We start from the raw sequence: 23,294 nt of genomic DNA on the forward strand, positions 1-23,294 counted from the left end.
CTGGAAACGCGCGTCACGGGGTCTTCTTCGCGGATGAGAAGAGAACCAGACCAATCGCCCCTGCAAAGACGAAAATGTCGGCCACGTTAAACGAAAACGGGTTCTGGATGCCGCAACAGGACATGTTCAGAAAATCCACCACTGCCCCGTAATAGATACGGTCCACCGCATTGCCCAGCGCGCCACCGACCAGCAAGCCCGCCGCGACATGTGCCAGTTTGCCAAGCTTTTCGCGGCGCACCCAGATGATGACCCAAGCCGAGATTACGGCGCTCAGCCCCACCAAAACCCAACGCATCGTCGCGGCGTCCGACCCGAACAGTCCGAAGTTCACACCCGTGTTCCACGCCATCTGATAGACCAGATAAGGTGGCCAGATCTGGACCACGCCGACGCGGTCCAGATCAAGCACATATAGCGCATGATACTTGGTGCCCTGATCCAGAGCGAAGGCCAGAATGGCCGCTATCAGCAACGCGCGCATGGTCAGGTCAGTGCCGGAAATGGCGCATGCCGGTGAACACCATGGCAAGCCCTGCGTCGTTGGCAGCGGCGATCACCTCGTCATCGCGCATCGACCCACCCGGCTGGATAACACATGTCGCGCCTGCGGCTGCGGCTTCCAGTAACCCATCAGGGAACGGGAAAAACGCATCCGACGCCACGGCGGACCCTTTGGCAAGGCTCTCGGACAGGCTCAGTTCATCCGCCATGCGCTGGGCCTTGGCGGCGGCAACATTGGCGCTGTCCAGACGGCTCATCTGCCCCGCGCCCACGCCCACCGTGGCGCGGTCTTTCACATAGACGATGGCGTTCGATTTGACATGCTTGCCGACTTTCCAGGCAAACAGAAGATCGCGCAACTGCTCGTTCGTCGGTGCCTTTTCGGTCACGACCTTCAGGTCGTTCAGCCCGATATATCCGACGTCCTTATCCTGCACCAGCAAGCCGCCCGACACCTGTTTGAACGCCGTCAGCGGTTCGCGCGGGTCCGGCAGGCCATCGGTCAGCAAAAGGCGCAGGTTTTTCTTGGCGGCAAAAATCTCGCGGGCTTCATCGGACGCACCCGGCGCAATCACCACCTCGGTAAAGATCTCGGTGATCTTGGTGGCGGTGTCCGCATCCAACGGTTGATTCAGCGCGACGATGCCCCCGAAGGCCGAGGTGCGGTCGCAGTCAAAGGCTTTCTGATAGGCGTCTGCCAGCGTGTCACCCAACGCCACGCCACAGGGGTTGGCGTGCTTGATGATCGCCACGGCGGGGCTGTCGGTTGGGTCGAACTCGGCGACCAATTCAAACGCGGCGTCGGTGTCGTTGATGTTGTTGTAGCTGAGTTCCTTGCCCTGCAATTGCTGTGCGGTTGCCACGCCGGGGCGGTTCGACCCATCGGTATAGAATGCCGCCTGCTGGTGGCTGTTTTCGCCATAGCGGAGCGTCTGCTTCCATTCGCCCGCGAAAGCACGCCGATGTGGGGCTTTCAGGTCAAGCGCGCCGGCCATCCAATTCGACACCGCCGCGTCATAGGCCGCCGTGCGGGCATAGGCTTTCTGCGCCAGTTTCTTGCGAAGCTTTGGGCAGGTCGATCCATCGTGCTGGTCCAGATCGCCCAACAGCTTGGAGTAATCTTCCACATCGACAACGACGCTTACAAAGGCGTGGTTCTTGGCAGCGGCACGGATCATCGCAGGCCCGCCAATGTCGATATTTTCGATGCAAGTGTCATAGTCGGCGCCCGAGGCGACCGTCGCCTCGAACGGATAGAGGTTCACCACCAACAGGTCGATCGCCCAGATGCCGTGTTCTTCCATTGATGCAAGGTGTTCGTCATTGTGGCGCAAGGCCAACAGGCCACCATGCACCATCGGATGCAGGGTCTTGACGCGGCCATCCATCATCTCGGGGAAATCCGTGACCTCGGCCACGTCTTTCACCGTCACACCCGCATCGCGCAACGCCTTGGCGGTCCCGCCGGTGGACAGGATCTCAATCCCGCGCGCTTCCAGCGATTGACCCAGATCAATCAGGCCGGTCTTGTCAGATACGGAAATCAGCGCGCGGCGCACGGGATGAAGGTCGGTCATGGCTGTAGGCCCCTTTGGCTCTTAACTTGGCAGCTCCGCCGTGTCACCGCGTTCAAGGTCACGCAAAACCGATGGGGTTTCCTGCGCCTTGGCCAGCGTCCAGCGGATGCGTGTCGCATAATCCATTGCGACGCCAGATAGAACCACTTGTTTTGATTTGCGCGGCTTCAACCGCGTCTTTTCCAGATAAACGCTGCCCTCCAGCGTCAATTCGCCACGACCTTCGAAGCGAAACACCCAGATTTCCCCGGACCTCAGCGCCATGGACACCGCCGTGCCGCCCAGATCAAGCGTCGCATCCACATCAGGGTGCAGATGGAACCTGATGTGAAACGGGATGCCTTGCAGCGCCACCTGATCCATCGCGCGATCAAACCGCGCCTGATCAGCATCGGACACAGCCGCCAGCGTGTCTTCGCCCGAAACGCCGCGGCCGTTCTGGCTCAGCTCGATCTGGCGCATATGGGTCAGGCCGTGACTGTTGATATAGCCGTCATGCGCCGCAACAATGACCGCGCCGTTGGCGTCATCCTGTCGCTGCAAATGAACCTTTGCCGGGGTCGAGGTCAGAAACACCTTTGCCCCGCCGCCATAATTCTGCGCAGCCCCCAGCCGCGACGACGAAAGGCCCGCCAGCCCTAGAACCGAATGTGACGGCGTGGCGCGTCCAGCCTTGTGCCAGTCCGCCCCGAAATGCGCGCCCGACCCGCAATTCACGATCAATGGCCGCCGCCCCGAAGTCAGTTCAAACGCAAGCGTCGAGGCATGGGCGTTCGCAGACGCAAGCCCGGTCGGGGGCCGCGCGGTGTCCATGATCAGGCTGGTCCGCCCCGCGCTGAGCCGGGTATAGCCCATCGCAAGCCCGGTCGAAGGCCCCGCCCGCACGCCTGACGTTGCAAGCGCATGGTCCAATCGCCCCTCAAGCCCGCGCCCGCCGCCATGAAACCGCGCCAACCCGCCATCCGCATGCCTGAGTGCGCGCAGGGTCGGCGCGATCCGTTCGATCGCCCCCATATGCGCGGGGGCGACCTGACGCCCGCTTTCAGACAGGGCTTGCGCGGCCCAGTTCAGAAGCGTGAAAACATCCAGCAATTCCTCGGGGTTGCGGGTGGGTATCCCGCCCTCGGCGTCGATCTGGTCGGCGCATTCCCGCGCAAGGGCTTTCACGGCGGGGCCGACATGGCGTTCCATCCCCTCAAGCCCCAGCCCGGCATAGATCAGGCCTGTCAGGGCTTCGAACCGGGGCAGACCGGGGGTTGCGGCATGCCACCTGCGCGACAGAAAGATCGTCTGCTGGCCCAGCGACCGAAAGAAGGCGCGGCTTTCGTCGGGCGTCATCCCCGCCATCAGGAAAATCGCGTGGTTGATCCAGCGGATCAACCGCCGCCCGGTCAGATCCGGCGTCCAGCCGTCGCCATCCCCTTTGCCATAGCGTTTGATCCAGCCGAGCAGCCAGACCTGGGCACGCCTGCGCGCCTCGCCATCACCGACGCTGGCCAGATCGTCCAGCCAGACAAAGCCTTGCGTTTCCTCGGAAAATCCCTGACTGGGCGGCGTTACATCCCATAAACCCTTGTCCGGGGCATTCACCAGATGCCCGGCAAACAGATAGTTGCCCGCAATCAACTGCTTACCGCGCGCAAAAGCGCCGATGGTGCGGGGTTCGGGCTGCGATACGAACCCGGTGGCAGGGCGCGCACGCGCCGCGCGCTTCGCCTGAAAGCGATTCGCGAAACGGGTTCGGAACCCGGAAAATCCGTCTTGATGCACCACTGGGACGCCTCGCCTCAATCATCCAACTGTGTTGAACTCATGCCCCTCTGACGGGGGCCTTGGCAAAAAGCATACAGACCCGCATGACGAGAGTCATCGGCGAATTGTGGCAATGCAGGTCAGGTTTTGCGAAATGCCGTGATGAAGAACCCGTCCATCCCGCCAAGGTCCGCGTTGTAATGCGGCATGATGCGCAAACCTTCGGGGCCGATCCAGCGCGCGTCGACACCGGGCAATCGCAGTGCGTCCAGATCAAGCTGAATGTTGTCATGGCGGCCCAGCGCATCGCGCACCTGCTCTTCGCCCTCGTCGATCAGAAGGCTGCAGGTGCAAAACACCAGCCGCCCGCCGGGCTTCAACAGCCCAATTGCACGGTCGATCATGTATTCCTGCAACTCGAACAGGCCGGGAAAGTCGCTGCCATCCTTGGCGTGCGGCAAATCAGGGTGCCTGCGGATCGTGCCCGTGGCTGTGCATGGGGCGTCCAGCAGGATCGCGTCGAACTGAGGTTCATCGAATTCCAGCGCGTCGCCGACCACGACCCGCGCGGCCAACCCGCTGCGCTCAAAGTTCTCGGCAACCCGTTTCATCCGCACCTCGGACACGTCCAGCGCGGTCACATCCGCGCCCATCGCGGCCAGTTGCAAGGTCTTGCCACCGGGGGCGGCGCACATATCCAGCACACGGTCGCCGGCTTTGGGCGCCAGAACCTTCGCGGGCAAAGCGGCAGACGCATCCTGCACCCACCAATCGCCCGCCTCGTACCCGTCCAGTGCTGTCACCTGCCCTGCGTCCTGCAAGCGCACCGACCCGGTGGGCAGCAAGGCTCCGCCAAGCCGCTTGGCCAGTTCGGCGGCATCGCTTTTCGCGGTCAAATCAAGCGGAGGGGCCAGCGCCTGCACCGCCTCGATCGCTTCGACCTGCGTCTTGCCATAATCCGCGATCAGCGGCTTGCGCAGCCATTTCGGCAGGCGAGGAATGGGCAGGCTGTCCCACTTGCCCTTCTCGCCATCGACCTTGCGCAGAACGGCGTTGACCAACCCAGCCATGCGTTCGGTTTCGCGCGAGGCACGGGTCGCGGCCACGAGGTCATTCACCACACCATGCGCAGCCCCACCGGTGCAAATCTCGGCCACACCCAGCCGCAGAATGTTAAACACTCGCGCCGGGGGGCGCTTTTTCAGATGCGGCCCCAACATGCGGTCGGCCCGGTCCATATTTCGCAGCGCCAGAAGGGTCAGACGCTGGGCACGGGCGCGATCTTCGGGCGCGGCTTTCGCCAGCCGTTTTGGTAATGCCTCGGACAGCAGCCGATGCTCGTCCAGCACATCCCCCAACAGATCGACCGCGATATGGCGCGGGTCCAGAACCTTGCTCATCGGCAACCCTTTGCGTTTTACCTTCGCGCGACCTATATCATGGCACGGAAAGCCACAAGGATCAGGCCCATGCCCGACACGCCGTCAAAGCCAGAAGCGGAAAAGCGCGACCTGCCGCCCGCCGCCCAACGTGCACTTGCTGAAGCCGCAGAACGCCGCAAAAAAGCCGAGGCAGAGGCCAAAGCCCGCCCCAAGGAATACGGCGGTCGCGATGGGCCGGAACCCGTTCGCTATGGCGATTGGGAGAAGAAGGGCATCGCGATCGATTTCTGATCGACACCCTTGCGGGTCACAGCCCCAACACATCCATCATGTCGTATTCGCCGGGTTTCTTGCCCTGCCCCCATAGGGCGGCCTTGACCGCGCCACGGGCAAAAATCGCACGATCCGTCGCAAGGTGGCGCAACACGATCCGTTCGCCGGGGGCTGCAAACATCACGTCATGTTCGCCCACGATGTCGCCACCGCGCACGGCATGAAAGCCAATGTCACCACGTTTGCGCGCGCCGGTTATCCCGTCCCGGCCTCGATCCGACACATCCGCCAGATCGACACCACGCCCCTCGGCGGCCGCTTCGCCCAGCATCAGCGCGGTGCCTGACGGGGCGTCGACCTTGTGATGGTGATGGGCCTCAGTAATCTCGATGTCAAAATCTTCATCCAACGCTTCTGCAACTTTGCGTGTCAACTGCACCAACAGATTGACGCCAAGGCTCATATTGCCCGCGCGAATGATGGTCGAATGACGTCCAGCCAGTGCCAGTTTCGCCAGATCATCATCGCCAAGCCCTGTGGTGCCGATCACATGAACAGCCCGCGCCTGTGCGGCGATCTCGGCCATCGCGACGGTGGCAGCAGGCGCAGTGAAATCAATGACCGCCTGCGCCTTTGCCATCGTTTCCAATGGATCGTCGGACACGATAACGCCCAGCGGCTGCCCGCCCATGCAGGCGCCCACATCCTGCCCGATCCAGTCGTGCCCCGGACGCTCCAACGCGCCCACCAGCCGCGCGCCATCCTGTGCGTTGACTTCACGGATCAGCATCTGACCCATCCGGCCCGACGCGCCCATCACCACAATGCCCGGCAATTCGCTCATCTGTATCTCCTTCGCTTCATCGCTGTCTAGCGCGCTTGCCCCATCTTGGCAAAGCCTGTTGCGAAGGCGCGCAATCGGGCATACATGGCCCTCATGGCAAAGAACCGTTTTCAAGACACTGCCGGCCCGACGCAGCGACAGTTGCGCATCGCCGAGCTGATCCGCCGGACCCTGTCCGAAGCCCTGATGCGTGGCGATGTGCACGACCCCGATCTGGGTCGCATGTCCATCACCATCGGCGAGGTGCGCGTGACACCGGACCTGAGCATCGCCACCGTCTTCGCCCTGCCCCTTGGCGGCAAGGATGGAGATCTGGCGATCAAGGCGCTGGCCCGCAACAAGGGCGAACTGCGCCGCATTCTGGGTAAGGCGCTGAAGATCAAGCACACGCCCGACTTGCGTTTCATGGTCGACGAGACCTTCGACCAGATGGACAAGACCAACCGCCTCTTGTCACAGGAACGCGTGCAGCGCGACCTGCGCGCTAAGGATGACGAGGACGGGTCGGAGGACACCTGATGGGACGCCGCAAAAAGGGGCGGGACATTCACGGCTGGCTGGTCGTGGACAAACCCGCCGGTGTCAGCTCGAACGCCGTGGTCAATAAGGTCCGCTGGGCGATGGACGCCAAGAAGGCCGGTCATGCCGGCACGCTGGACCCCGAAGCCACCGGCGTTCTGGCCGTGGCGCTGGGCGAGGCGACGAAAACCGTGCCCTATATCACCGACGCGCTGAAAGCCTATGTGTTCACTGTCAGGCTGGGGCAGGCGACGAACACCGATGACACCGAGGGCGAGGTGATCGCGGAAAGCGATCTGCGTCCGTCGGACGATGACATTCAGGCCGCGCTTGGTCAGTTCACCGGGCAAATCATGCAGGTGCCACCGAAATTCTCGGCCGTGAAGATCGACGGCGAACGGGCTTACAAACGCGCCCGCGACGGCGAGGATGTGGACATCGCCGCCCGCCCCCTGTGGGTCGAGGATTTGGCGATGATCGACCGTCCTGACGCGGATCACGTAACGCTGGAGATGACCTGCGGCAAAGGCGGTTATGTCCGGTCCATTGCCCGCGATCTGGGCGAGGCGCTGGGATGCCTGGGTCACGTCCGCGAGCTGCGCCGCATCTGGTCCGGCCCCTTCGATGCCGCGGATAGCGTCAGCCTTGATCTGGTCGAGAAGCTGGCCAAAACCGGCGAGCTTGACGCCTATCTGCGCCCGCTTGAGGATGGATTGGCCGATCTTCCCGAACTGAAAACAACCGACGAAGGCGCTGCGCGTCTGCGCCACGGCAACCCCGGCTTGGTGATCGCGTCAGACGTCGAATATGGCGACGAGGCGTGGGCCTCGCACGACGGCAAGGCCGTAGCTGTCGGCATATATCGCGCGGGCGAATTGCACCCCTCGCGCGTGTTCAATCAGTAATCGCCACCCAACTTACTCGATGATCTCGCGCAGGACGGCCTGCGCCTCGGGCTGCGCACCGATTTCATAGGCCGCCAAAAGGGTGGCCTGCGCCTGATCCGCCGCATCTTCGCTGTCGGCATGAACAAGCACCAGCGGATCACCTTTCGCAACTTCAGTTCCGACAGGCAGAAGGGCCGTCAGGCCGACCGCCGGGTTGACCGCGTCGCTGGACACGCGCCGCCCGCCGCCAAGTTCGACCACGGCAAGCCCGACATCACGGGTTTCAATCGCGCGGACGACCCCCGCGTCTGGGGCGGGCACCGCGCGTTGCAGGGCTGCTTGCGGCAAGTGGGCAGCGTGGTTTTCCATGAAATCCGCGGGGCCACCAAGTGCTGCGACCATCTTGCCAAACCGCTCGGCGGCGCGGCCATCTTCAAGCGCGCTCAGCGCCAAATCGCGCGCGCGGTGACGGTCATTTTCGATCCCCGCCGTGACAAGCATTTCTCCGCACAGGGCGATGACCACCTCGGTCAACCGTGCCTCGCGCCGCGTGCCGGTCAGGAATTCGACGGCGTTCGTGACCTCGACCGCGTTTCCGGCGGCATCTGCCAAGGGCTGGTTCATGTCGGTCAGCAACGCATGGCACGGCAATCCCGCAGTCTGCGCGACACCGGTGATCGACAGCGCGAGTTCTCGCGCCTTGTCGAAATCCGCCATGAAGGCCCCATTGCCGAACTTCACATCCATCACCAGTGACCCAAGCCCGGCGGCCAGTTTCTTCGACAGGATCGAGGCAGTGATGAGCGGGACGCTCTCCACCGTCGCGGTCACATCGCGGATGCCGTAAAACCGCTTGTCGGCAGGGGCCAGATGCGTGGTTTGGCCGATGATGGCGCAGCCAGTCTCAGCAACCACCTTCGAGAACAGGTCGTTGTCCGGCGTCGCCACGTAGCCCGGAATCGATTCCATCTTGTCCAGCGTCCCGCCCGTATGCCCCAGCCCCCGGCCCGAGATCATCGGCACATAAGCCCCGCAGGCCGCCACGATCGGCGCCAGCATCAGGCTGACATTGTCGCCGACGCCCCCGGTTGAATGCTTGTCCACCACCGGGCCAGGTAAATGCGCCCAGTCGAACACATCCCCACTGTCGCGCATTGCCATGGTCAGGGCCGCAGCTTCGTTCCGATCCATGCCGTTCAGCAGCACGGCCATGGCAAAAGCCGCGATCTGGGCGTCACTTGCACCGCCATCCGAAATGCCCTGCACCATCTTGGCAATCTCGTCCGTGTGCAAAGTCTGCCCGTTTCGTTTCTTGCGGATAATTTCGGCGATCAGCATGGGGTGCCCTTTCCTTATGGGACCAGTCTGTGATCAAACACGCGTTGGTGCAAGGGCTTGCCAATGGCGCCAACACCCTTCAAAACGCCGCCATGATTACGCGCGCGTTCCAGAAGGGCGATGCCCATTCCATTGCCGTCTATTCGGATTGCGAGAAATATCGCTATCAACTGACCCGCACCTGGGATCCGGCTAGGCGCAAGGCGTTGTTCATCATGCTCAACCCCTCAACCGCGACCGAGGTGCAGAACGACCCGACCGTCGAACGCTGCGAACGACGTGCGCGCACGCTTGGGTTTGGGGCGTTTCGTGTCACCAATATCTTTGCCTGGCGCGACACCGACCCGCGCAACATGCGCGCCGCTGCCGACCCGGTCGGAACAGCCAATGACGCGGCCATTGCCGAAAGTTGTCCCTGGGCCGACCAGATCATTTGCGGGTGGGGCACCCATGGCGCACATTTGGACCGCGGCGCACAGGTTGAAACGCTGTTGCGCAACACAGGCCGGCCCGTCTTTCATCTGGGCCTGACCAAGGATGGGCATCCGAAGCATCCGCTATACATCGCCTATGCACAGCAGCCGCAGCCCTGGTTCTGAACCGGCGCGCGACAGGCTGCCACAATCACCCCAGCACGTTTGGAACAACCTCGACATAGACGTCGTGAACACTGGCGCCCGGCGCACCGCGCAAGACGGCGACGATCTCTCCGTTCACGGTCACGACGCCATCCTCGCCCGTGTCGGATGGTTGAACATCATATTCCAGCGACTTCGCATCCTGTTCCGGGTCCAGTGACACCCGCAGGAAATCCTGACCGGGGACGAAATCCATCACCTCGGCAAAGTCATCCCCTGCCGCCGCGTCGGAGTAGATCCAGAACACGTCTTCACCATCGCCCCCGGTGGCAATATCGCTGCGGTCCATGATCAGCACGTCATCGCCCAATCCGCCGTCGAGCCGATCCTGATCACCGTCGATATGCCAGTCGAAATCATGACGCTCGGCCCCGCCACGTTCCATCGCGTGGCCAAGGTGGTTGATCACGTCATTCCCCTCTCCGCCCGACAGCACATCGGCGCCGTGACCTCCGAAAATCGCATCATCACCCGCCCCGCCGATCAGAACATCATCGTCGGACTGGTCCGTATCCAAAGCGGCTTCATGCGCGCCCCCAAACAACTGATCGTCACCGTCCCCGCCAAGCAACAGGTCGTCGCCCGATCCGCCATCCAGAAAACTGTCAAGACTGCGTGTCGCGTCCAGCGTGTCATCGCCATCGCCGCCGAACCCGGCCAATACGCCTTCGCCGGCAGAGATCAGATCGTCGCCATCGCCGCCGAACAGGTAGGCCGCGCCGTCACCTGATGTCAGCGTGTCATCGCCATCACCGCCGTCGACCACGGCAACGGCCTCCTGCCCTTCGTCGCGCAGAACGGGGGTGCCATGGAACTCGTCGATCACCCCTGAGCCTGTGCCATCGACACCATCGTCTGACAGGTCCATCTGGTCAGCACCCTTCGTGAGCGACATGTCGTCCATAGCCCCCAGAAAGTGCCCCATATCCTCGCGCCCATAGTGCTGGTCGGTTTCCGTTCCCAACAGCTGATCCAGCAGCGTGGCCTGAAGATGAGGGGAATCGCCATCGCCCAACCCGTCATTCGGGGCAAGGACTGTGTCAGCCGAATCGATATCGGAACCGGGGATTACCTGATCGCCAGTGACGGGCAACAGTACATCCTGCTCGTCCATAACACCGTCGGATTGTCCGTCACTGACCGCGATGAAATCCCCCGTGCCGGCAACAACGTCAGGTTCGGTGCCAGCACCGGCCTGATCTTCGTCTTCGTCGTCAGACGGACCCTCGGCGAAGCTTTCTGCCATGAAAGCGACGGGCAACAGGCCCAGAAACAACAACGAAAACAACATTTAACGACTCGCTTCCCATAACAGCCCGAACAGGCAGGCTTCGCGGCACAACGCCTTTCGACACGGAGCAGGTTGACACAGACAACCGCTTGCGATTGTAGGCAACTGGGCGCAAACTCCTAGGAAATAATAGTTACAAACTTAAATTAACGATTGGTTAACAAATGGTTAACACACCAGACGACCCGCGCACCGAGGCCAGAAAGAAGCTGGCAGAGCGCGAAAAAGCCTTGTCCTTCGAGGTGCGCGCCCTGCGCGCCGAGGTCGAGCGGATGAACAATCACCGCTTTATCAAACTGCACGATTCCCTTTGGAAGCTTGGCCTGTTTCAACTTTATCGGGGACTGGCCTTCGGCCTGGGATCAGTTCTTGGGGCATCCTTGTTGGTGTCGATTCTGGTGTATCTGCTGGCGTCCATCGACTTCATCCCGGTATTGGGCGACTGGGCACAGCAGATCATCGACGAGATGCAGCAATAGCCCATCCGCACGCATGAAACGTTTTTTCCTTTGCGTTTTGCGGGGAATCTTCCTATACGCCCCCATCTGCTCGCCTCGTGTGGGCAGATCTCTCCACGGGCCTTGCTGGACGACATCCCGGCCTGCGCCATCAACCCTAACCTATGAAGGAGACCCCGATGTCGATTACGCCTGATGAAAAAGCCCGCCTGATCAAAGAGTTCGGCACCAAGGACGGCGACACCGGTTCGCCCGAAGTGCAGGTTGCAATCCTGTCTTCGCGCATCGCGACCCTGACCGAACACTTCAAAACCCACAAGAAAGACAACCACGGCCGCCGTGGTCTTCTGAAAATGGTTGCACAGCGCCGGAAACTTCTGGACTACACCCGCGCAAAAGACGAGGCCCGTTATCAGGACCTGATCAATCGCCTGGGCCTGCGCCGCTAAGCCGCGCACCAGAAAATCGGACGAAGGGGCTGCTTTGCGGCCCCTTTTTTCTTTTTTACGCGCATCGGCAACCGGTCACTTTACGTCAGGTCTTGCTTGATCCGACCCCCGCCGCCCCGTCAAGATCAGCGGATCAACGGAGGTTGAGATGAAAGCAACGCTGGCGATTCTGATCAACATGGGCAGTCTGCACCGGCTGTTTCCCTTCTGGCTTGTCGGCGTTTTTGCGCTGGTGTTCTGGTTCACACCGTGGCTCTTGCTGGCTGTTGCCTATGGCATCGTGGCGCAGTTCTTTGTCGAATACGCGATGCACCGCTTTCTGCTGCACCGCGAACCGCCCACCGATCAAGGTGTCTTCAATGAACTTTATCGCAGCCATATCGGGCATCACGAATTTCCCGGCGACCCGGAGTTCTTTACCGGTGGCGACCACTGGTATCCGGTGCGGTTCGGTCTGATCTCGTTCGCGGTGCACAGCCTGATCCTGTGGCCGTTTCTGGGGCTGGGGCCTGCGGTGCTGACAGCCTATGTCGCCCTGTTCGTTGGATCGGTCAGCGCGTTCACCTTCTATGAATACTGCCACACGCTGGCGCATGTGAACGTGCCGAAAGGCTGGTTCGGGCAGCGCGTCACCCGCAGCCACCTGGCGCATCACTTTCAGGATCACCAGGCCACCTATCATGTCAGTTTCGGCATGGGCTGGATCGACCGTCTGTTCGGGACCAAACACGATCCCGACACCGCCCGCGCCCGGTATGACCGTGACACGATCCTGTCGATGGGCATGGACCCGGAGGACCTGCGTCTGGTGACGGCACGCAAGGCGTTTGGCATCACCAAACTCCCACGGGGCAAGCTGACCCGGCGAGGTGCCACCGAAAGCCCGAAGCCGTTGGCCTGAGCACAAACAATCCTGTTTCCAAACACCTGTTTTTCCGTTATGGACCGCCCATCTGAGACGTGACGCTTCGACCCCGGCGCATGAAGAAGGTAGAGGGGTCGGTGGCAATGGGGCCACCATGACAACGGAAGACCCGGAGGGCCGGGAGTGCTTCCAGCTAGGAAAACATGATGTTTGACGTAACCAAAAAATCGATGGAGTGGGGCGAAGAAACCCTCACTCTGGAAACGGGCAAGGTTGCCCGTCAGGCCGACGGATCGGTCATCGCCACGCTGGGCGAAACATCCGTGATGGCCAACGTAACCTTCGCGAAGGAACAGAAGCCCGGTCAGGACTTCTTCCCGCTGACGGTTCACTATAATGAAAAATACTATGCCGCTGGTAAAATCCCCGGGGGCTTCTTCAAGCGCGAAGCGCGTCCGACGGAAAAAGAGACGCTGACATCGCGCCTGATCGACCGTCCGATCCGCCCGCTGTTCGTGCCCGGCTTCAAAAACGAAGTTCTGGTGATCTGCACCGTGCTGAGCCACGACCTTGTGAACGACCCCGACATCGTCGCGATGATCGCCGCATCCGCTGCACTGACCATTTCGGGCGCACCTTTCATGGGTCCGATTGCTGCCGCACGCGTGGGTTATGAGGATGGCGAATACATCCTGAACCCGACTTGCGACGACATGCACCAGCTGCGTAACAACCCCGACCAACGTCTGGACCTTGTTGTTGCCGGCACCAAAGACGCCGTGATGATGGTGGAATCGGAAGCCTATGAGCTGACCGAAGCCGAGATGCTGGGCGCCGTGAACTTCGCACACGAGCAAATTCAGCCGGTCATCGACCTGATCATCGACCTGGCCGAAGAAGCCGCGAAAGAGCCGTTCGACTTCCAGCCTGCCGATTACTCGGATCTCTACGCAGCTGTGAAAGCGGCAGGCGAGGACAAGATCCGCGCCGCTTATGGCCATACCGACAAGCAAGAGCGCGTGGCCGCCGTTGCTGCTGCCAAGGACGAGATCATCGCATCGCTGTCAGAAGAGCAGCAGGAAGACGAAAACCTCGGCTCTGCGCTGAAGAAACTGGAAAGCGCCGTGGTGCGTGGCGACGTGGTGAAAACCGGCAAGCGCATCGACGGTCGCGCGCTGGACACCGTCCGCCCGATCGTGTCCGAAGTGGGTGTTCTGCCCCGGACTCATGGCTCGGCCCTGTTCACCCGTGGCGAAACCCAAGGTCTGGTCGTGACCACCTTGGGCACCGGCGACGACGAACAGATGATCGACGCGCTGACCGGCACCTACAAATCGAACTTCATGCTGCACTATAACTTCCCGCCCTATTCGGTCGGCGAAGTGGGCCGCTTCGGCTTTACTGGCCGTCGTGAAATCGGCCATGGGAAACTGGCATGGCGTGCGCTGCAGGCGGTTCTGCCAACGCCGACCGACTTCCCCTACACGATCCGCGTCGTGTCCGAGATTACCGAGTCCAACGGCTCGTCCTCAATGGCATCGGTCTGTGGTGGTTCGTTGGCCATGATGGACGCCGCTGTTCCGTTGAAAGCACCGGTCGCTGGTGTGGCGATGGGTCTGATCCTGGAAGATGACGGCTCTTACGCTGTTCTGACCGACATTCTGGGTGACGAAGATCACCTGGGCGACATGGACTTCAAAGTCGCAGGCACCGAAGACGGCATCACGTCCTTGCAGATGGACATCAAGGTCGCAGGCATCACGCCCGAGATCATGGAGAAAGCCCTGGCACAAGCCAAAGAGGGCCGTCTGCACATTCTGGGTGAAATGAACAAAGCCCTGTCCTCGGGCCGTGAAGAGTTCTCGGCACATGCGCCGCGCATCGAGACCATGAACATCCCCACCGACAAGATCCGTGAAGTGATCGGCTCGGGCGGTAAGGTGATCCGCGAGATCGTGGAAACCTCGGGTGCCAAGGTCGACATCAACGATGACGGCGTGATCAAGATCGCATCGCCCAACGGCGACGCCATCCAGAAGGCCTATGACATGATCCATTCGATCGTGGCAGAGCCGGAAGAAGGCGAGATTTACACCGGCAAGGTCGTGAAGATCGTCGATTTCGGCGCCTTCGTGAACTTCTTCGGCAAGCGCGACGGTCTGGTCCACGTGTCCCAGATCGAAAACCGCCGCCTGAACCACCCGTCGGACGTTCTGAAAGAAGGTCAGGACGTGAAGGTCAAACTTCTGGGTTTTGACGATCGCGGCAAGGTGCGCCTGTCGATGAAAGTCGTCGATCAGGAAACTGGCGAAGAAATCGTGCCGGAACAGAAGAAAAAAGATGAAGACGCGTGATTGATCGGTCCGGGCCTTCCCGGACCTTTTTCAGCACCAACAAAGAAGCCCCGGTGAGACCACCGGGGCTTCTTTCTTTATACGCCAAACCATGGCGCCAAAATGTCAGATGTTGTCGGTCAGACCGTCGTCTTGCGCCGACGCATCAAGGCAAATCCGCCCAGTGCGGTCAGCAAAAGCACACCACCTGCCGGCACCGGCACGGGCGACACATCACCGGTCTGCGTCACATGACTCAGACGGCAATCGCTGGTGCAATTCGCCAGCAAGGAATTGGTCTGTGCATCCGTCCAGACCAGCTTGGTCAAATCCGCAATGTTCTGGAAGAAATAATGCGACACCGCATTTGTTCCACCCACGCCGAATTTCAAAATGAAATACCCCGGAGTGCGTGGCGCGACATCAACGAAATAGTTGCCCACATCGTCGCGCATGAAGCTGCCGCTTTCATCCTTGGTATCTATTGAAAGAGAATTGACATCCACACCGGCGATTGAAGCCAGAGCAGCCAGTTCATCACCGTCGCCGGAATTGCCAAGTTGAGCCGACCCCAACAATGTATCGGGCGTATACGTCGCAGCATTCACTGCGCCCACCATACTGAAAATTGACAGTACGGAGGTAACCGCAACACCTTTTAATGTGTTAACAAGAGACATGGTCCCCCCTCCTAAATTTAAACACGTTGAATGTATCACGCCACATTGCTGCCACAAATCGAAATCAGCTCCGGAAGGGCCGCGGGGCTCGCAAACACGCCATACAGCAACCCTGAGGGGTCATTCAAAACTCGGACTTCTACTTAATGATGACTTCTATCGCCCGCGCGACGCGGTCATGCCTTTGCACCCGGCAAGGACGAATCGCGCCAAGACCCCCTAAGCCAGGGGCTCGCCGCTAGTCGCCACCCCCGATATTGGTAGGATCGAACACACCTCCGAAGCCCGAGTTGTCGGACGGTTCCTGATCTTCAGGCGGCGCGGTTTCGTCGTCCCCCTGCAATGTGCCAGGTGCAAACACACCACCGAACCCGCTGTCGTTGGACGGTCTGGGCGCCGTTGTGGTGGCCCCTTCGGCGGCATCCTTGGCTGCTTTTGCCTCGGCATCCCGCTTGCGCTGTTCGCGCAGCTCCTGAATGCGCCGTTCGGTCTCAAGACGTTTCTGTTCCTGCACGTTTGCGATGCACTGTTTGGGGTTATAAACGGTGGCGGTTCCAACCACCGCAATGGTCGCAATGGCAAACACCACCAGCGCCACCGCCGCGGCATTTCCCGTGAAGAACCCGGGCAGCTTGACGCCGCCCGACACCTCGCCCACCGTGGCCCCGTCCCGACGCGCCTTGGCCAACACCTCTTTTCGTTTGATGTTGGCTTCGTTGAACAGGGCCGCGAACACCGTCAGCACAACAATCATGAAGGCCAAAGCCGAGATCGCGGGCGTGATGCCATAGCGCACCTTTTGCGCCAGTTCGATGGTCAGGGTCGGGTATTCCCCGAAGGTGAAGGTGGTGGTGTTGTAGTTCTCGAACGACGCCAGAAACGCCAGCACCGCCGCCGACGCAATCGCCGGGCGCATGAAGGGCAAAAGGATCTTGCGAAACGCCTGCGCGTGGGTGGCGCCAAGGTCCAGCGCCGCCTCGGTCAGCGCAAGGTCATAGCGTTGCAGACGCGCGACCAGCACCAACATGCAATAGCTTGCGATGAAGGTGGACTGACCGATGATGGTCAGGAACAACCCGTTTGACAGCACGCTATCGGCCCCCAGCCCCAGCATCCGGTTGATCCGGTCCCAGAACACCAGCGTCGAGATACCCAGCACCACGCCGGGGATCAGGATCGGCGCGATGATGACCGTGTAGTAGGTCGCGCGCAGCTTGGGCCAGATTTGCGTCAGCATCAGCGCCCCTGCCAGCCCCATCGACACCGACAGGATGATCGTGCCAATGCCCACAAGGATCGAGTTCTTGATGCCGTTCAGGATACGTTCGTCCCGAAACAGGGCCGAGAACCATTCGAAGGTCAGGCATTCCCACGGCGTCGCGCGCGGAAAGCTGGGCGAGTTGAAGGCGGTGATCGACATGATCACGAGCGGGCCAAGCAGATAGGCGAAAAAGATCGCCAGATAGACCCAGATCGAGATGCGGATGACGGGATTGTTCATTTGCCGATATCCCCCATGTTCACCTTGAACAGGCGCATCACGGCCAGAACCAGAAGGATACAGGTCACCAGAAGCACGATCGCATAGGCCGCGCCCTGCGGCCAATCAGAGTTATCGTTGAACTGCTGATAGATCAGTTGCGTGAACCAAAGCGACGATGGCCCACCCAGAATTTGCGGCGCGGCCAGCGCACCTGCAGACAGCATAAACACCATCGTGCAACCTGAACTGATCCCCGGCTTCGCATAGGGGATCACCACGCGCTTGTGAATGCGCCACCACGGGGCGCCAAGGTCGCGCGCGGCCTCGATCTGGTTGTGATCCAGGCTTTCGATCACGTTGTAGATCGGGAAGATCATCAGCAGGATATAGGCGTATCCAAGACCGGCATAGAGCGCGATGTCGTTGCGGATGAAGTCAAACGGCGTATCAAAGATACCCAATCCCACAAGCATCGTGTTCAGAACGCCGCTTTCCCCGAAAATGATGCGCAGCGCGAAGGCGCGCAGGATTTCGTTGATCCAATAGGGAATGATCAGCATCAGCGCGAGAATGCGGATGTGGTTGCCCTTGGTCTGCCCCAGATAATAGGCGATCGGATAACACAGGATCAGGTTGAAAATCGTGACGCAGATCGCGGCGACAATGGTGCGAAAGAAGACCCGCAGATCGACCGCGTTATAGTCCTGACTGCCGCCTTCCGGCCCATAGATCAGGTATTTGTAGTTCTCAAGCGTGTAGACGTCTTTCGGCCCCCCGATCTCGGGCGGCGGCAGGTTCGGGCGGAACGAAAAGTCGAGCATCGACAGTTGCGGCAGGATGATCAGACCCACGGTCCAGAACAGGACCAGACCCAACATCAGCGACCCCATCAGCGTGCCGTTCCGGTTGAAGAATTCTTTCAGGAAACGCGGCATGACGACCCCCTATTCCGCCGCCAGTTCGCCGGCGGGAACGACAACCGCGTTGTCGACCTCATATTCCAGCGTCATGGCCTGCCCGGTATGGTCGTCAAAGGATTGACCGACATTCGGTATGGCAACCTTGATTTCCTTGCCGCCGTCGCCCTCCATGAAAATGTTGAAGGAATTGCCTTCGAACTCTTCATGCGTGACTTGTGCGGTGACGAAGTTTTCGCCCTTGGTGCCGGTCGGGGCAAGGTCCAGCGCCTCGGGCCGGATAAACATCATCGCATCATCCCCGACCTTCATCTTGCCAATATTCGCGGTCGAGATGCGAGAGCGCAGATCGCCTGACCGGTTGGTGCGGATCAGGGCCTCATTGCCGTTCACCTCAAGCACCTTGCCGCGGAACACGTTGTTTTCGCCCACGAAAGAGGCAGCAAACGCCGTCGCAGGGTCGTTATAGATCGTCTTGCCGTCGCCGATCTGGTCAATCACACCGGCGCGCATGACGGCGATGTCATCGGACATGGTCAAAGCCTCGCCCTGATCATGGGTGATATAGATGAAGGTGATCCCCACGCGCTGCTGAATCTCGCGCAATTCGGTGCGCATATGCTGGCGCAGCTTCAGGTCCAGCGCCGACAGGGGCTCGTCCAGCAGCAGCACATGCGGTTCGGCACACAAGGCGCGCGCAATGGCCACCCGCTGCCGCTGCCCCCCTGACAGTTCACTGGGCAGCTTGTCACCCTGACCGGGCAGCGCGATCATGTCCAGAAGCTCATCCGCGCGCTTGCGACGTTCCTTCGCCGAAGCCCCCTTGATTTCCATCGAAAAGGTGATGTTCTCCCAGACCTTCATCAGCGGAAACAGGGCGAGGTTCTGAAAGATCAGAGCCGTGGGCCGCTTGTTCGGCCCGATGCCCTTCATGTTATTGCCCCCGATCAGCACATTGCCTTCGCTGGGCTCCAGAAACCCGGACACGGCGCGCAGGATCGTGGTCTTGCCACAGCCCGACGGCCCCAGAAACGAAAAGAAGTCGCCCCCCTTGATGTGCACATTGGCGTCGCGCACGGCGACGAAATCTCCAAAGCGGATCCACAGGTTTTCGAGATCGACGCCTACTCCGGCACTCATATGGCTTCTCCCCATGCACGGCTGGTCACACCCTTCTGGCGGGGCGCGGCTCCGTGTTTATCGTTTCAGTCTGGATTGGCACGGTCCCCCACCCACAGGCAGGGGACCGCAGGTCCAAGGCGATCAGGCGCTCTTGAACTTGTTGACGAACTCGGTCCGCACATCGGCATACCAGGGCGCTTCCGCCGGCCATGGGTTCAGGTTAGCCAGACTGTCACCCGGATAGGCTTCCGAGAAGTTCTTCTTGTAGGTGTCACCCGAATAGGTGTCTGCCCCAAGAACCGGCGAGTTGTACCCGTGGCTGTCAATCGCCTTGCCCGCAGGCTCTTGCCGATAGGCATAGTCGATAAAGGCATAGACCTGTTCGACATTCTCGGCCCCGATCGGCATCGACATACCATCGACCCAGGCCATCGCCCCTTCGACCGGCGCCTGGTAATGCACCGGCTCACCCGCAGATTTCAGCGCCAGCGGCGGGCCGTCCCATGTCTGACCCACCACGACGCCTTCGTTCAGCAGTCCGTTCTTCTGGGTGTCAGCATCGTTCCAGATCAGCTTGATGCGGTCTTTGCGTGCCACGCACCAGTCGGTGACCTGCCCCCAGACCTTGCGCATCGTCTCTTCGTCTTCATAGGCGGCCCAGATCGACCCCGGCTCCATCTCGCCGGACGCTTCCATGTAAAGCCCGGCCCCCAGCATCATCGAATGCGCGCGGCCCATGGTCTTGCCAGCGTTCTCTTCCGACCATACGTCACCGTAGCTTGGTGCGTCACCCGCAGGCAGCCAAAGGTCGGTGCGATAGGCGATGCCTTCGGTGCCCCAGATATGTGGCAGCCAATGCGACCCGGCATCCCCGAAATTCCAAGCGTCCGTGCCGATCTTCGCCATTGCCGGGTTCACCGCGTCGACATTCACCTTCGACAGGTCGAACGGTTGCAAAAGCTCCAGTGGCCCCCATTGCAGCGACCGGTTGTTGGTCGGTGAAATGATGTCGAAGCCCTGGCCCTTCGTGGCCTTCATCTTGTTGATGATCTCTTCATTTGATCCGATCCCGGTGTAGTTCACCTTGATTCCGGTTTCCGCTTCAAACCCGGCAATGAACTCCGGTGGCAGATAATCCGACCACATCAGGATGTTGACCTCGCCCGACGATGCCAATGCTCGCTTGACATAAAGCGGCGTGGCCAGCGCGGCGGCGCCCATCGTTGTCGCCCCCTTCAGCACCGAGCGGCGGCTGAATTTGGTATCCGTTGTCATGTTGTTCTCCCGTTGAATTTGTTTTTTCTTCTTTTGTGCCGACAGTGTTGGTCATTATCCCGACCTGAAATAGCGCCAGCTTACAACGCCTGATCAGTCCAGTTCGGACCAGCGACCCGCTGCACGGCTCTGGCGGCACCTGCTGCTTCACATGGCTTGTGTGGAACATCGCGCCCCCACTTTACGCCCTGGCATAAGGGCGACATCCCCGATACGCGCGCAACACTCCAAAAGAAAAGAATCGGTTATGTGACATACGCCCGGAGAAGACATGCAAAGTGTCCCGCGCCGGTGTGCCTGCTGTCAACATCCTGCCAATCAACTCTTTTTTTGGCACATGCGCCGCAACGAACCATCAACGGATCCGGAACACGTCGCAAAAAGCCCTTGCCGGAGCCTTGAATATCCCCAAACCTCACCCTGACCCCGACAGGTGCGGGCCTGACAGAAAGACACTTATGGCACGGAACAGGAACGTCCTTTTCATCATCATTGACCAACTTCGCGCCGATTGCCTGCACGGTGCGCTGGCCGATCATGTCGAGTTGCCAAACCTGCGGGCGCTCATGACTGCATCGGTGACCTTCAAGCGCCATTTTTCCGTGACCAATCCCTGCGGCCCGTCGCGCGCGTCGATCCTGACGGGGCAATACGCGATGAACCACCGCTCGGTCCGCAATGGCACCCCCCTGCGCCATGACACCCCGACGCTCGCCAGTGAAATGCGCAAGGCAGGCTATCTGCCGATGCTGTTTGGATACACCGACACGTCGCATGACCCGCGCATTCATGATCCCGGCGACCCCGCGATGCAGACCTATGAGTTTCCTATGGACGGCTTTGCCGAGCAGGTCGAGATGCGCCTTGAAATGTCCTATCCGTGGCGGTCGTATCTGCTGAACAAAGGCTACACTTTCGACAATTACTGGCAGCTGTATATCCCCGGAGGGGATGGCGCGCGGCTGAACGCCCCCGCGATCTATGGGGCCGAGGACAGCGACACCGCCTTCCTGACCGACCGGTTTCTGGAGGCGATGCCATCCTATGCGAACGAAAGCTGGTTCGCGCATCTGACGTATATCCGCCCTCATCCGCCGCTGGTCGCGCCCGCGCCCTATAACGACATGTATGACCCCACCGCGCTGCCCCGGCCTGCCTGCATCGGAGATCGCGAACAGGAAGCCGCGCGCCATCCCTTCTTTGGGCCTGCACTGGAAAACGCCACCGCCGCCAACATGGTCATCGGTTGCGCGAACGTGACCCCCTCGAACGACACCACCCAAACCCTGCGCGCGGTCTATCTGGGGCTGGCGACCGAGGTGGACCACCATATCGGCCGTGTGGTCAGCTTCCTCAAGGACAGCGGACAGTGGGACGACACCCTGCTGATCGTCACCGCCGATCATGGGGAAATGCTGGGCGACCACCACGCATGGGGCAAACACAACGTCTATGACGCGGCCTATCACACGCCGCTGATCATCCACGCCCCGGGTGGCGTGGCCGGGCACGAGGTCAACCTCCCCACCGAATCCATTGACCTGACCCCGACCATCCTCGACTGGGTCGGGCAGACGGTTCCAAACTCAATGGACGGGCGATCGCTGTTGCCCTTCCTGACCGGCACAACCCCCGATGACTGGCGCAGCTATTCCTTCTCGGAACTCGACTTTGCCGAACCAGAGGCACCCACCCTTTGGCAAAAGCGGCTGGGCACGACCAACAGCAACTCCTGCCTCGGCATCCTGCGCGATGCGCGCTTCACCCTGGTCGAGTTTGCCGCCGACCTGCCCCCGCTCCTGTTTGATAACGCAAAACAGGGCGAGATGGAAAACGTTGCCGACAACCCCGCTTTCGCCACAGAGCTGTCGCGCCTGACCCGCCTGATGCTGCGCCACCGAATGCAGAACACGGATCACACTCTGTCGCTGGACACGATCACCAATAACGGCCCCAAACGGCAATCCCGCCATCACCCCAACACATAATCCGCCACGTCGGTCAGGGACCGCCCCCGCGCGTCCGGCGTCACCCCCAACCGTTCCATCGGCTGGTCCTGGCGATTCAGCCATATCGTGTGATATCCAAACCAGGTCGCGCCGCAGATATCCCAGCAATTGGACGACACGAACAGCATATCTTGGGCGTCGCAGCCAAACGCATCAGGCCCAAGCCGATAAACTTCAGGCGCGGTCTTAAACACCCGAACGCTGTCCGCACTCAATACATGATCAAAGAACCCGTCCAGCCCGGACGCCCGCAGCGCGGCCCCGATCATGCCCATGCTGCCATTGGTCAGAACGGCCATGGGTACACCTGCCTCTTGCAAACGCGCCAACGCCGCCCGGTTCTCGGGAAAGGCGGTCAACACTTGATAGGCATCCATCAAAGCGCGACGTGCCCCCTCTGTCAGAACCACCCCCTGCGCCTCGCAGGCGTAATCCAGCGCGTCGCCCGTCACATGCCAGAAATCCGCGAACCTGCCGCACATGCTGCGCAAACGCGTGTATTCGATCTGCTTGTCGCGCCAGGTGTTGGCAATCGCCACCCCCTTGCCGGGAAACATCGTTTCCGCCAGCGCGCCAACCGAATAGACATCCAGAAGCGTCCCATAGGCATCAAACGCAATCGCTTTGATCTTCATGCTCCCCCCTCTCACACCGTAGACGCACACGAATGAAATCACCCTGTGCTTCTTCTGGCCAGA

22 protein-coding genes are annotated in these 23,294 nt (G+C 60.7%); 9 read left to right on the forward strand and 13 right to left on the reverse strand.

The window, feature by feature from the left end; all coding sequences use genetic code 11:
- Positions 1-13 precede the first annotated feature (13 nt).
- From lspA to IE188_RS15655, 4 genes are all read right to left on the reverse strand, one after another.
- Positions 14-484 carry a signal peptidase II gene (gene lspA / locus IE188_RS15640; protein WP_191287461.1) on the reverse strand — a complete coding sequence of 157 codons (471 nt, stop codon included), beginning with the start codon at positions 482-484 and terminating at the stop codon, positions 14-16.
- 7 nt (positions 485-491) lie between these two features.
- Entirely contained in the window at positions 492-2,081 is a 1,590-nt protein-coding gene (gene purH, locus IE188_RS15645; protein WP_191287462.1) for a bifunctional phosphoribosylaminoimidazolecarboxamide formyltransferase/IMP cyclohydrolase, read from the reverse strand.
- Between the two features lie 21 nt (positions 2,082-2,102).
- The gene (locus tag IE188_RS15650) at positions 2,103-3,854 is read right to left on the reverse strand and encodes a heparinase II/III family protein (protein ID WP_229836928.1); all 1,752 of its coding nucleotides are present in this window, start codon (positions 3,852-3,854) and stop codon (positions 2,103-2,105) included.
- 119 nt (positions 3,855-3,973) lie between these two features.
- A complete protein-coding gene (locus IE188_RS15655) occupies positions 3,974-5,233 on the reverse strand; it encodes an RsmB/NOP family class I SAM-dependent RNA methyltransferase (RefSeq protein ID WP_191287463.1) in 1,260 nt (419 codons plus the stop codon).
- Between the two features lie 69 nt (positions 5,234-5,302).
- Between IE188_RS15655 and IE188_RS15660 the strand changes: the two genes are divergently transcribed.
- Positions 5,303-5,506, forward strand: a complete 204-nt coding sequence (locus IE188_RS15660) for a DUF1674 domain-containing protein (RefSeq protein WP_191287464.1) — start codon at positions 5,303-5,305, stop codon at positions 5,504-5,506.
- A gap of 16 nt (positions 5,507-5,522) precedes the next feature.
- Here IE188_RS15660 and dapB read toward each other — a convergent pair whose 3' ends face one another.
- Positions 5,523-6,332 carry a 4-hydroxy-tetrahydrodipicolinate reductase gene (dapB, locus tag IE188_RS15665; RefSeq protein ID WP_191287465.1) on the reverse strand — a complete coding sequence of 270 codons (810 nt, stop codon included), beginning with the start codon at positions 6,330-6,332 and terminating at the stop codon, positions 5,523-5,525.
- 93 nt (positions 6,333-6,425) lie between these two features.
- Here dapB and rbfA point away from each other — a divergent pair, with 93 nt between their 5' ends.
- Together rbfA and truB are read left to right on the forward strand one after the other, a co-directional pair.
- Positions 6,426-6,851, forward strand: a complete 426-nt coding sequence (gene rbfA / locus IE188_RS15670; RefSeq protein ID WP_191287466.1) for a 30S ribosome-binding factor RbfA — start codon at positions 6,426-6,428, stop codon at positions 6,849-6,851.
- Positions 6,851-7,756 (forward strand): tRNA pseudouridine(55) synthase TruB, encoded by a 906-nt coding sequence (gene truB, locus IE188_RS15675; protein WP_191287467.1) that lies wholly within the window; start codon positions 6,851-6,853, stop codon positions 7,754-7,756. The genes rbfA and truB overlap by 1 nt, the downstream gene beginning before the upstream one ends.
- Positions 7,757-7,768: 12 nt before the next feature.
- Here the strand turns inward: truB and deoA are convergent, their stop codons facing one another.
- The gene (gene deoA, locus IE188_RS15680) at positions 7,769-9,076 is read right to left on the reverse strand and encodes a thymidine phosphorylase (protein ID WP_191287468.1); all 1,308 of its coding nucleotides are present in this window, start codon (positions 9,074-9,076) and stop codon (positions 7,769-7,771) included.
- Between the two features lie 92 nt (positions 9,077-9,168).
- On the opposite strand from deoA, the gene IE188_RS15685 reads away from it, so the two are divergent.
- A complete protein-coding gene (locus IE188_RS15685) occupies positions 9,169-9,675 on the forward strand; it encodes a DUF1643 domain-containing protein (RefSeq protein WP_191287527.1) in 507 nt (168 codons plus the stop codon).
- Between the two features lie 25 nt (positions 9,676-9,700).
- Here the strand turns inward: IE188_RS15685 and IE188_RS15690 are convergent, their stop codons facing one another.
- The gene (locus IE188_RS15690) at positions 9,701-11,005 is read right to left on the reverse strand and encodes a calcium-binding protein (RefSeq protein ID WP_191287469.1); all 1,305 of its coding nucleotides are present in this window, start codon (positions 11,003-11,005) and stop codon (positions 9,701-9,703) included.
- A gap of 164 nt (positions 11,006-11,169) precedes the next feature.
- Between IE188_RS15690 and IE188_RS15695 the strand changes: the two genes are divergently transcribed.
- From IE188_RS15695 to pnp, 4 genes are all read left to right on the forward strand, one after another.
- Entirely contained in the window at positions 11,170-11,484 is a 315-nt protein-coding gene (locus IE188_RS15695) for a DUF5665 domain-containing protein (RefSeq protein WP_229836930.1), read from the forward strand.
- A 158-nt stretch (positions 11,485-11,642) separates the two neighbouring features.
- Positions 11,643-11,912, forward strand: coding sequence for a 30S ribosomal protein S15 (gene rpsO, locus IE188_RS15700; protein ID WP_191287470.1), 270 nt, complete (start codon positions 11,643-11,645; stop codon positions 11,910-11,912).
- 148 nt (positions 11,913-12,060) lie between these two features.
- Positions 12,061-12,813: a sterol desaturase family protein gene (locus IE188_RS15705; protein ID WP_191287471.1), complete on the forward strand. Its 753-nt coding sequence runs from the start codon at positions 12,061-12,063 to the stop codon at positions 12,811-12,813.
- A gap of 170 nt (positions 12,814-12,983) precedes the next feature.
- Complete coding sequence (pnp, locus tag IE188_RS15710) at positions 12,984-15,131, forward strand: polyribonucleotide nucleotidyltransferase (protein ID WP_191287472.1); 2,148 nt, start codon at positions 12,984-12,986, stop codon at positions 15,129-15,131.
- A gap of 119 nt (positions 15,132-15,250) precedes the next feature.
- Here pnp and IE188_RS15715 read toward each other — a convergent pair whose 3' ends face one another.
- The 5 genes from IE188_RS15715 to IE188_RS15735 all read right to left on the reverse strand — a co-directional run bounded on the left by IE188_RS15715 (position 15,251) and on the right by IE188_RS15735 (position 20,587).
- Complete coding sequence (locus IE188_RS15715; protein WP_191287473.1) at positions 15,251-15,790, reverse strand: VPLPA-CTERM sorting domain-containing protein; 540 nt, start codon at positions 15,788-15,790, stop codon at positions 15,251-15,253.
- Positions 15,791-16,028: 238 nt separating this feature from the next.
- Positions 16,029-17,291, reverse strand: a complete 1,263-nt coding sequence (locus IE188_RS15720) for an ABC transporter permease (RefSeq protein ID WP_191287474.1) — start codon at positions 17,289-17,291, stop codon at positions 16,029-16,031.
- Positions 17,288-18,208, reverse strand: a complete 921-nt coding sequence (locus IE188_RS15725) for an ABC transporter permease (RefSeq protein WP_191287475.1) — start codon at positions 18,206-18,208, stop codon at positions 17,288-17,290. Before IE188_RS15725 ends, IE188_RS15720 begins: the two co-directional genes overlap by 4 nt.
- A 9-nt stretch (positions 18,209-18,217) precedes the next feature.
- A complete protein-coding gene (locus IE188_RS15730; RefSeq protein ID WP_191287476.1) occupies positions 18,218-19,330 on the reverse strand; it encodes an ABC transporter ATP-binding protein in 1,113 nt (370 codons plus the stop codon).
- 123 nt (positions 19,331-19,453) lie between these two features.
- Positions 19,454-20,587: an extracellular solute-binding protein gene (locus IE188_RS15735; protein WP_191287477.1), complete on the reverse strand. Its 1,134-nt coding sequence runs from the start codon at positions 20,585-20,587 to the stop codon at positions 19,454-19,456.
- Positions 20,588-21,045: 458 nt separating this feature from the next.
- Here IE188_RS15735 and IE188_RS15740 point away from each other — a divergent pair, with 458 nt between their 5' ends.
- Entirely contained in the window at positions 21,046-22,575 is a 1,530-nt protein-coding gene (locus IE188_RS15740) for a sulfatase-like hydrolase/transferase (protein ID WP_191287478.1), read from the forward strand.
- Here the strand turns inward: IE188_RS15740 and IE188_RS15745 are convergent.
- The gene (locus tag IE188_RS15745; RefSeq protein ID WP_191287479.1) at positions 22,560-23,231 is read right to left on the reverse strand and encodes a haloacid dehalogenase type II; all 672 of its coding nucleotides are present in this window, start codon (positions 23,229-23,231) and stop codon (positions 22,560-22,562) included. The two genes, IE188_RS15740 and IE188_RS15745, sit on opposite strands and share 16 nt — an antisense overlap.
- Positions 23,232-23,294 lie beyond the last annotated feature (63 nt).

The sequence above is a fragment of the Aliiroseovarius zhejiangensis genome (genome assembly GCF_014656375.1).
GTDB lineage: Bacteria > Pseudomonadota > Alphaproteobacteria > Rhodobacterales > Rhodobacteraceae > Aliiroseovarius > Aliiroseovarius zhejiangensis.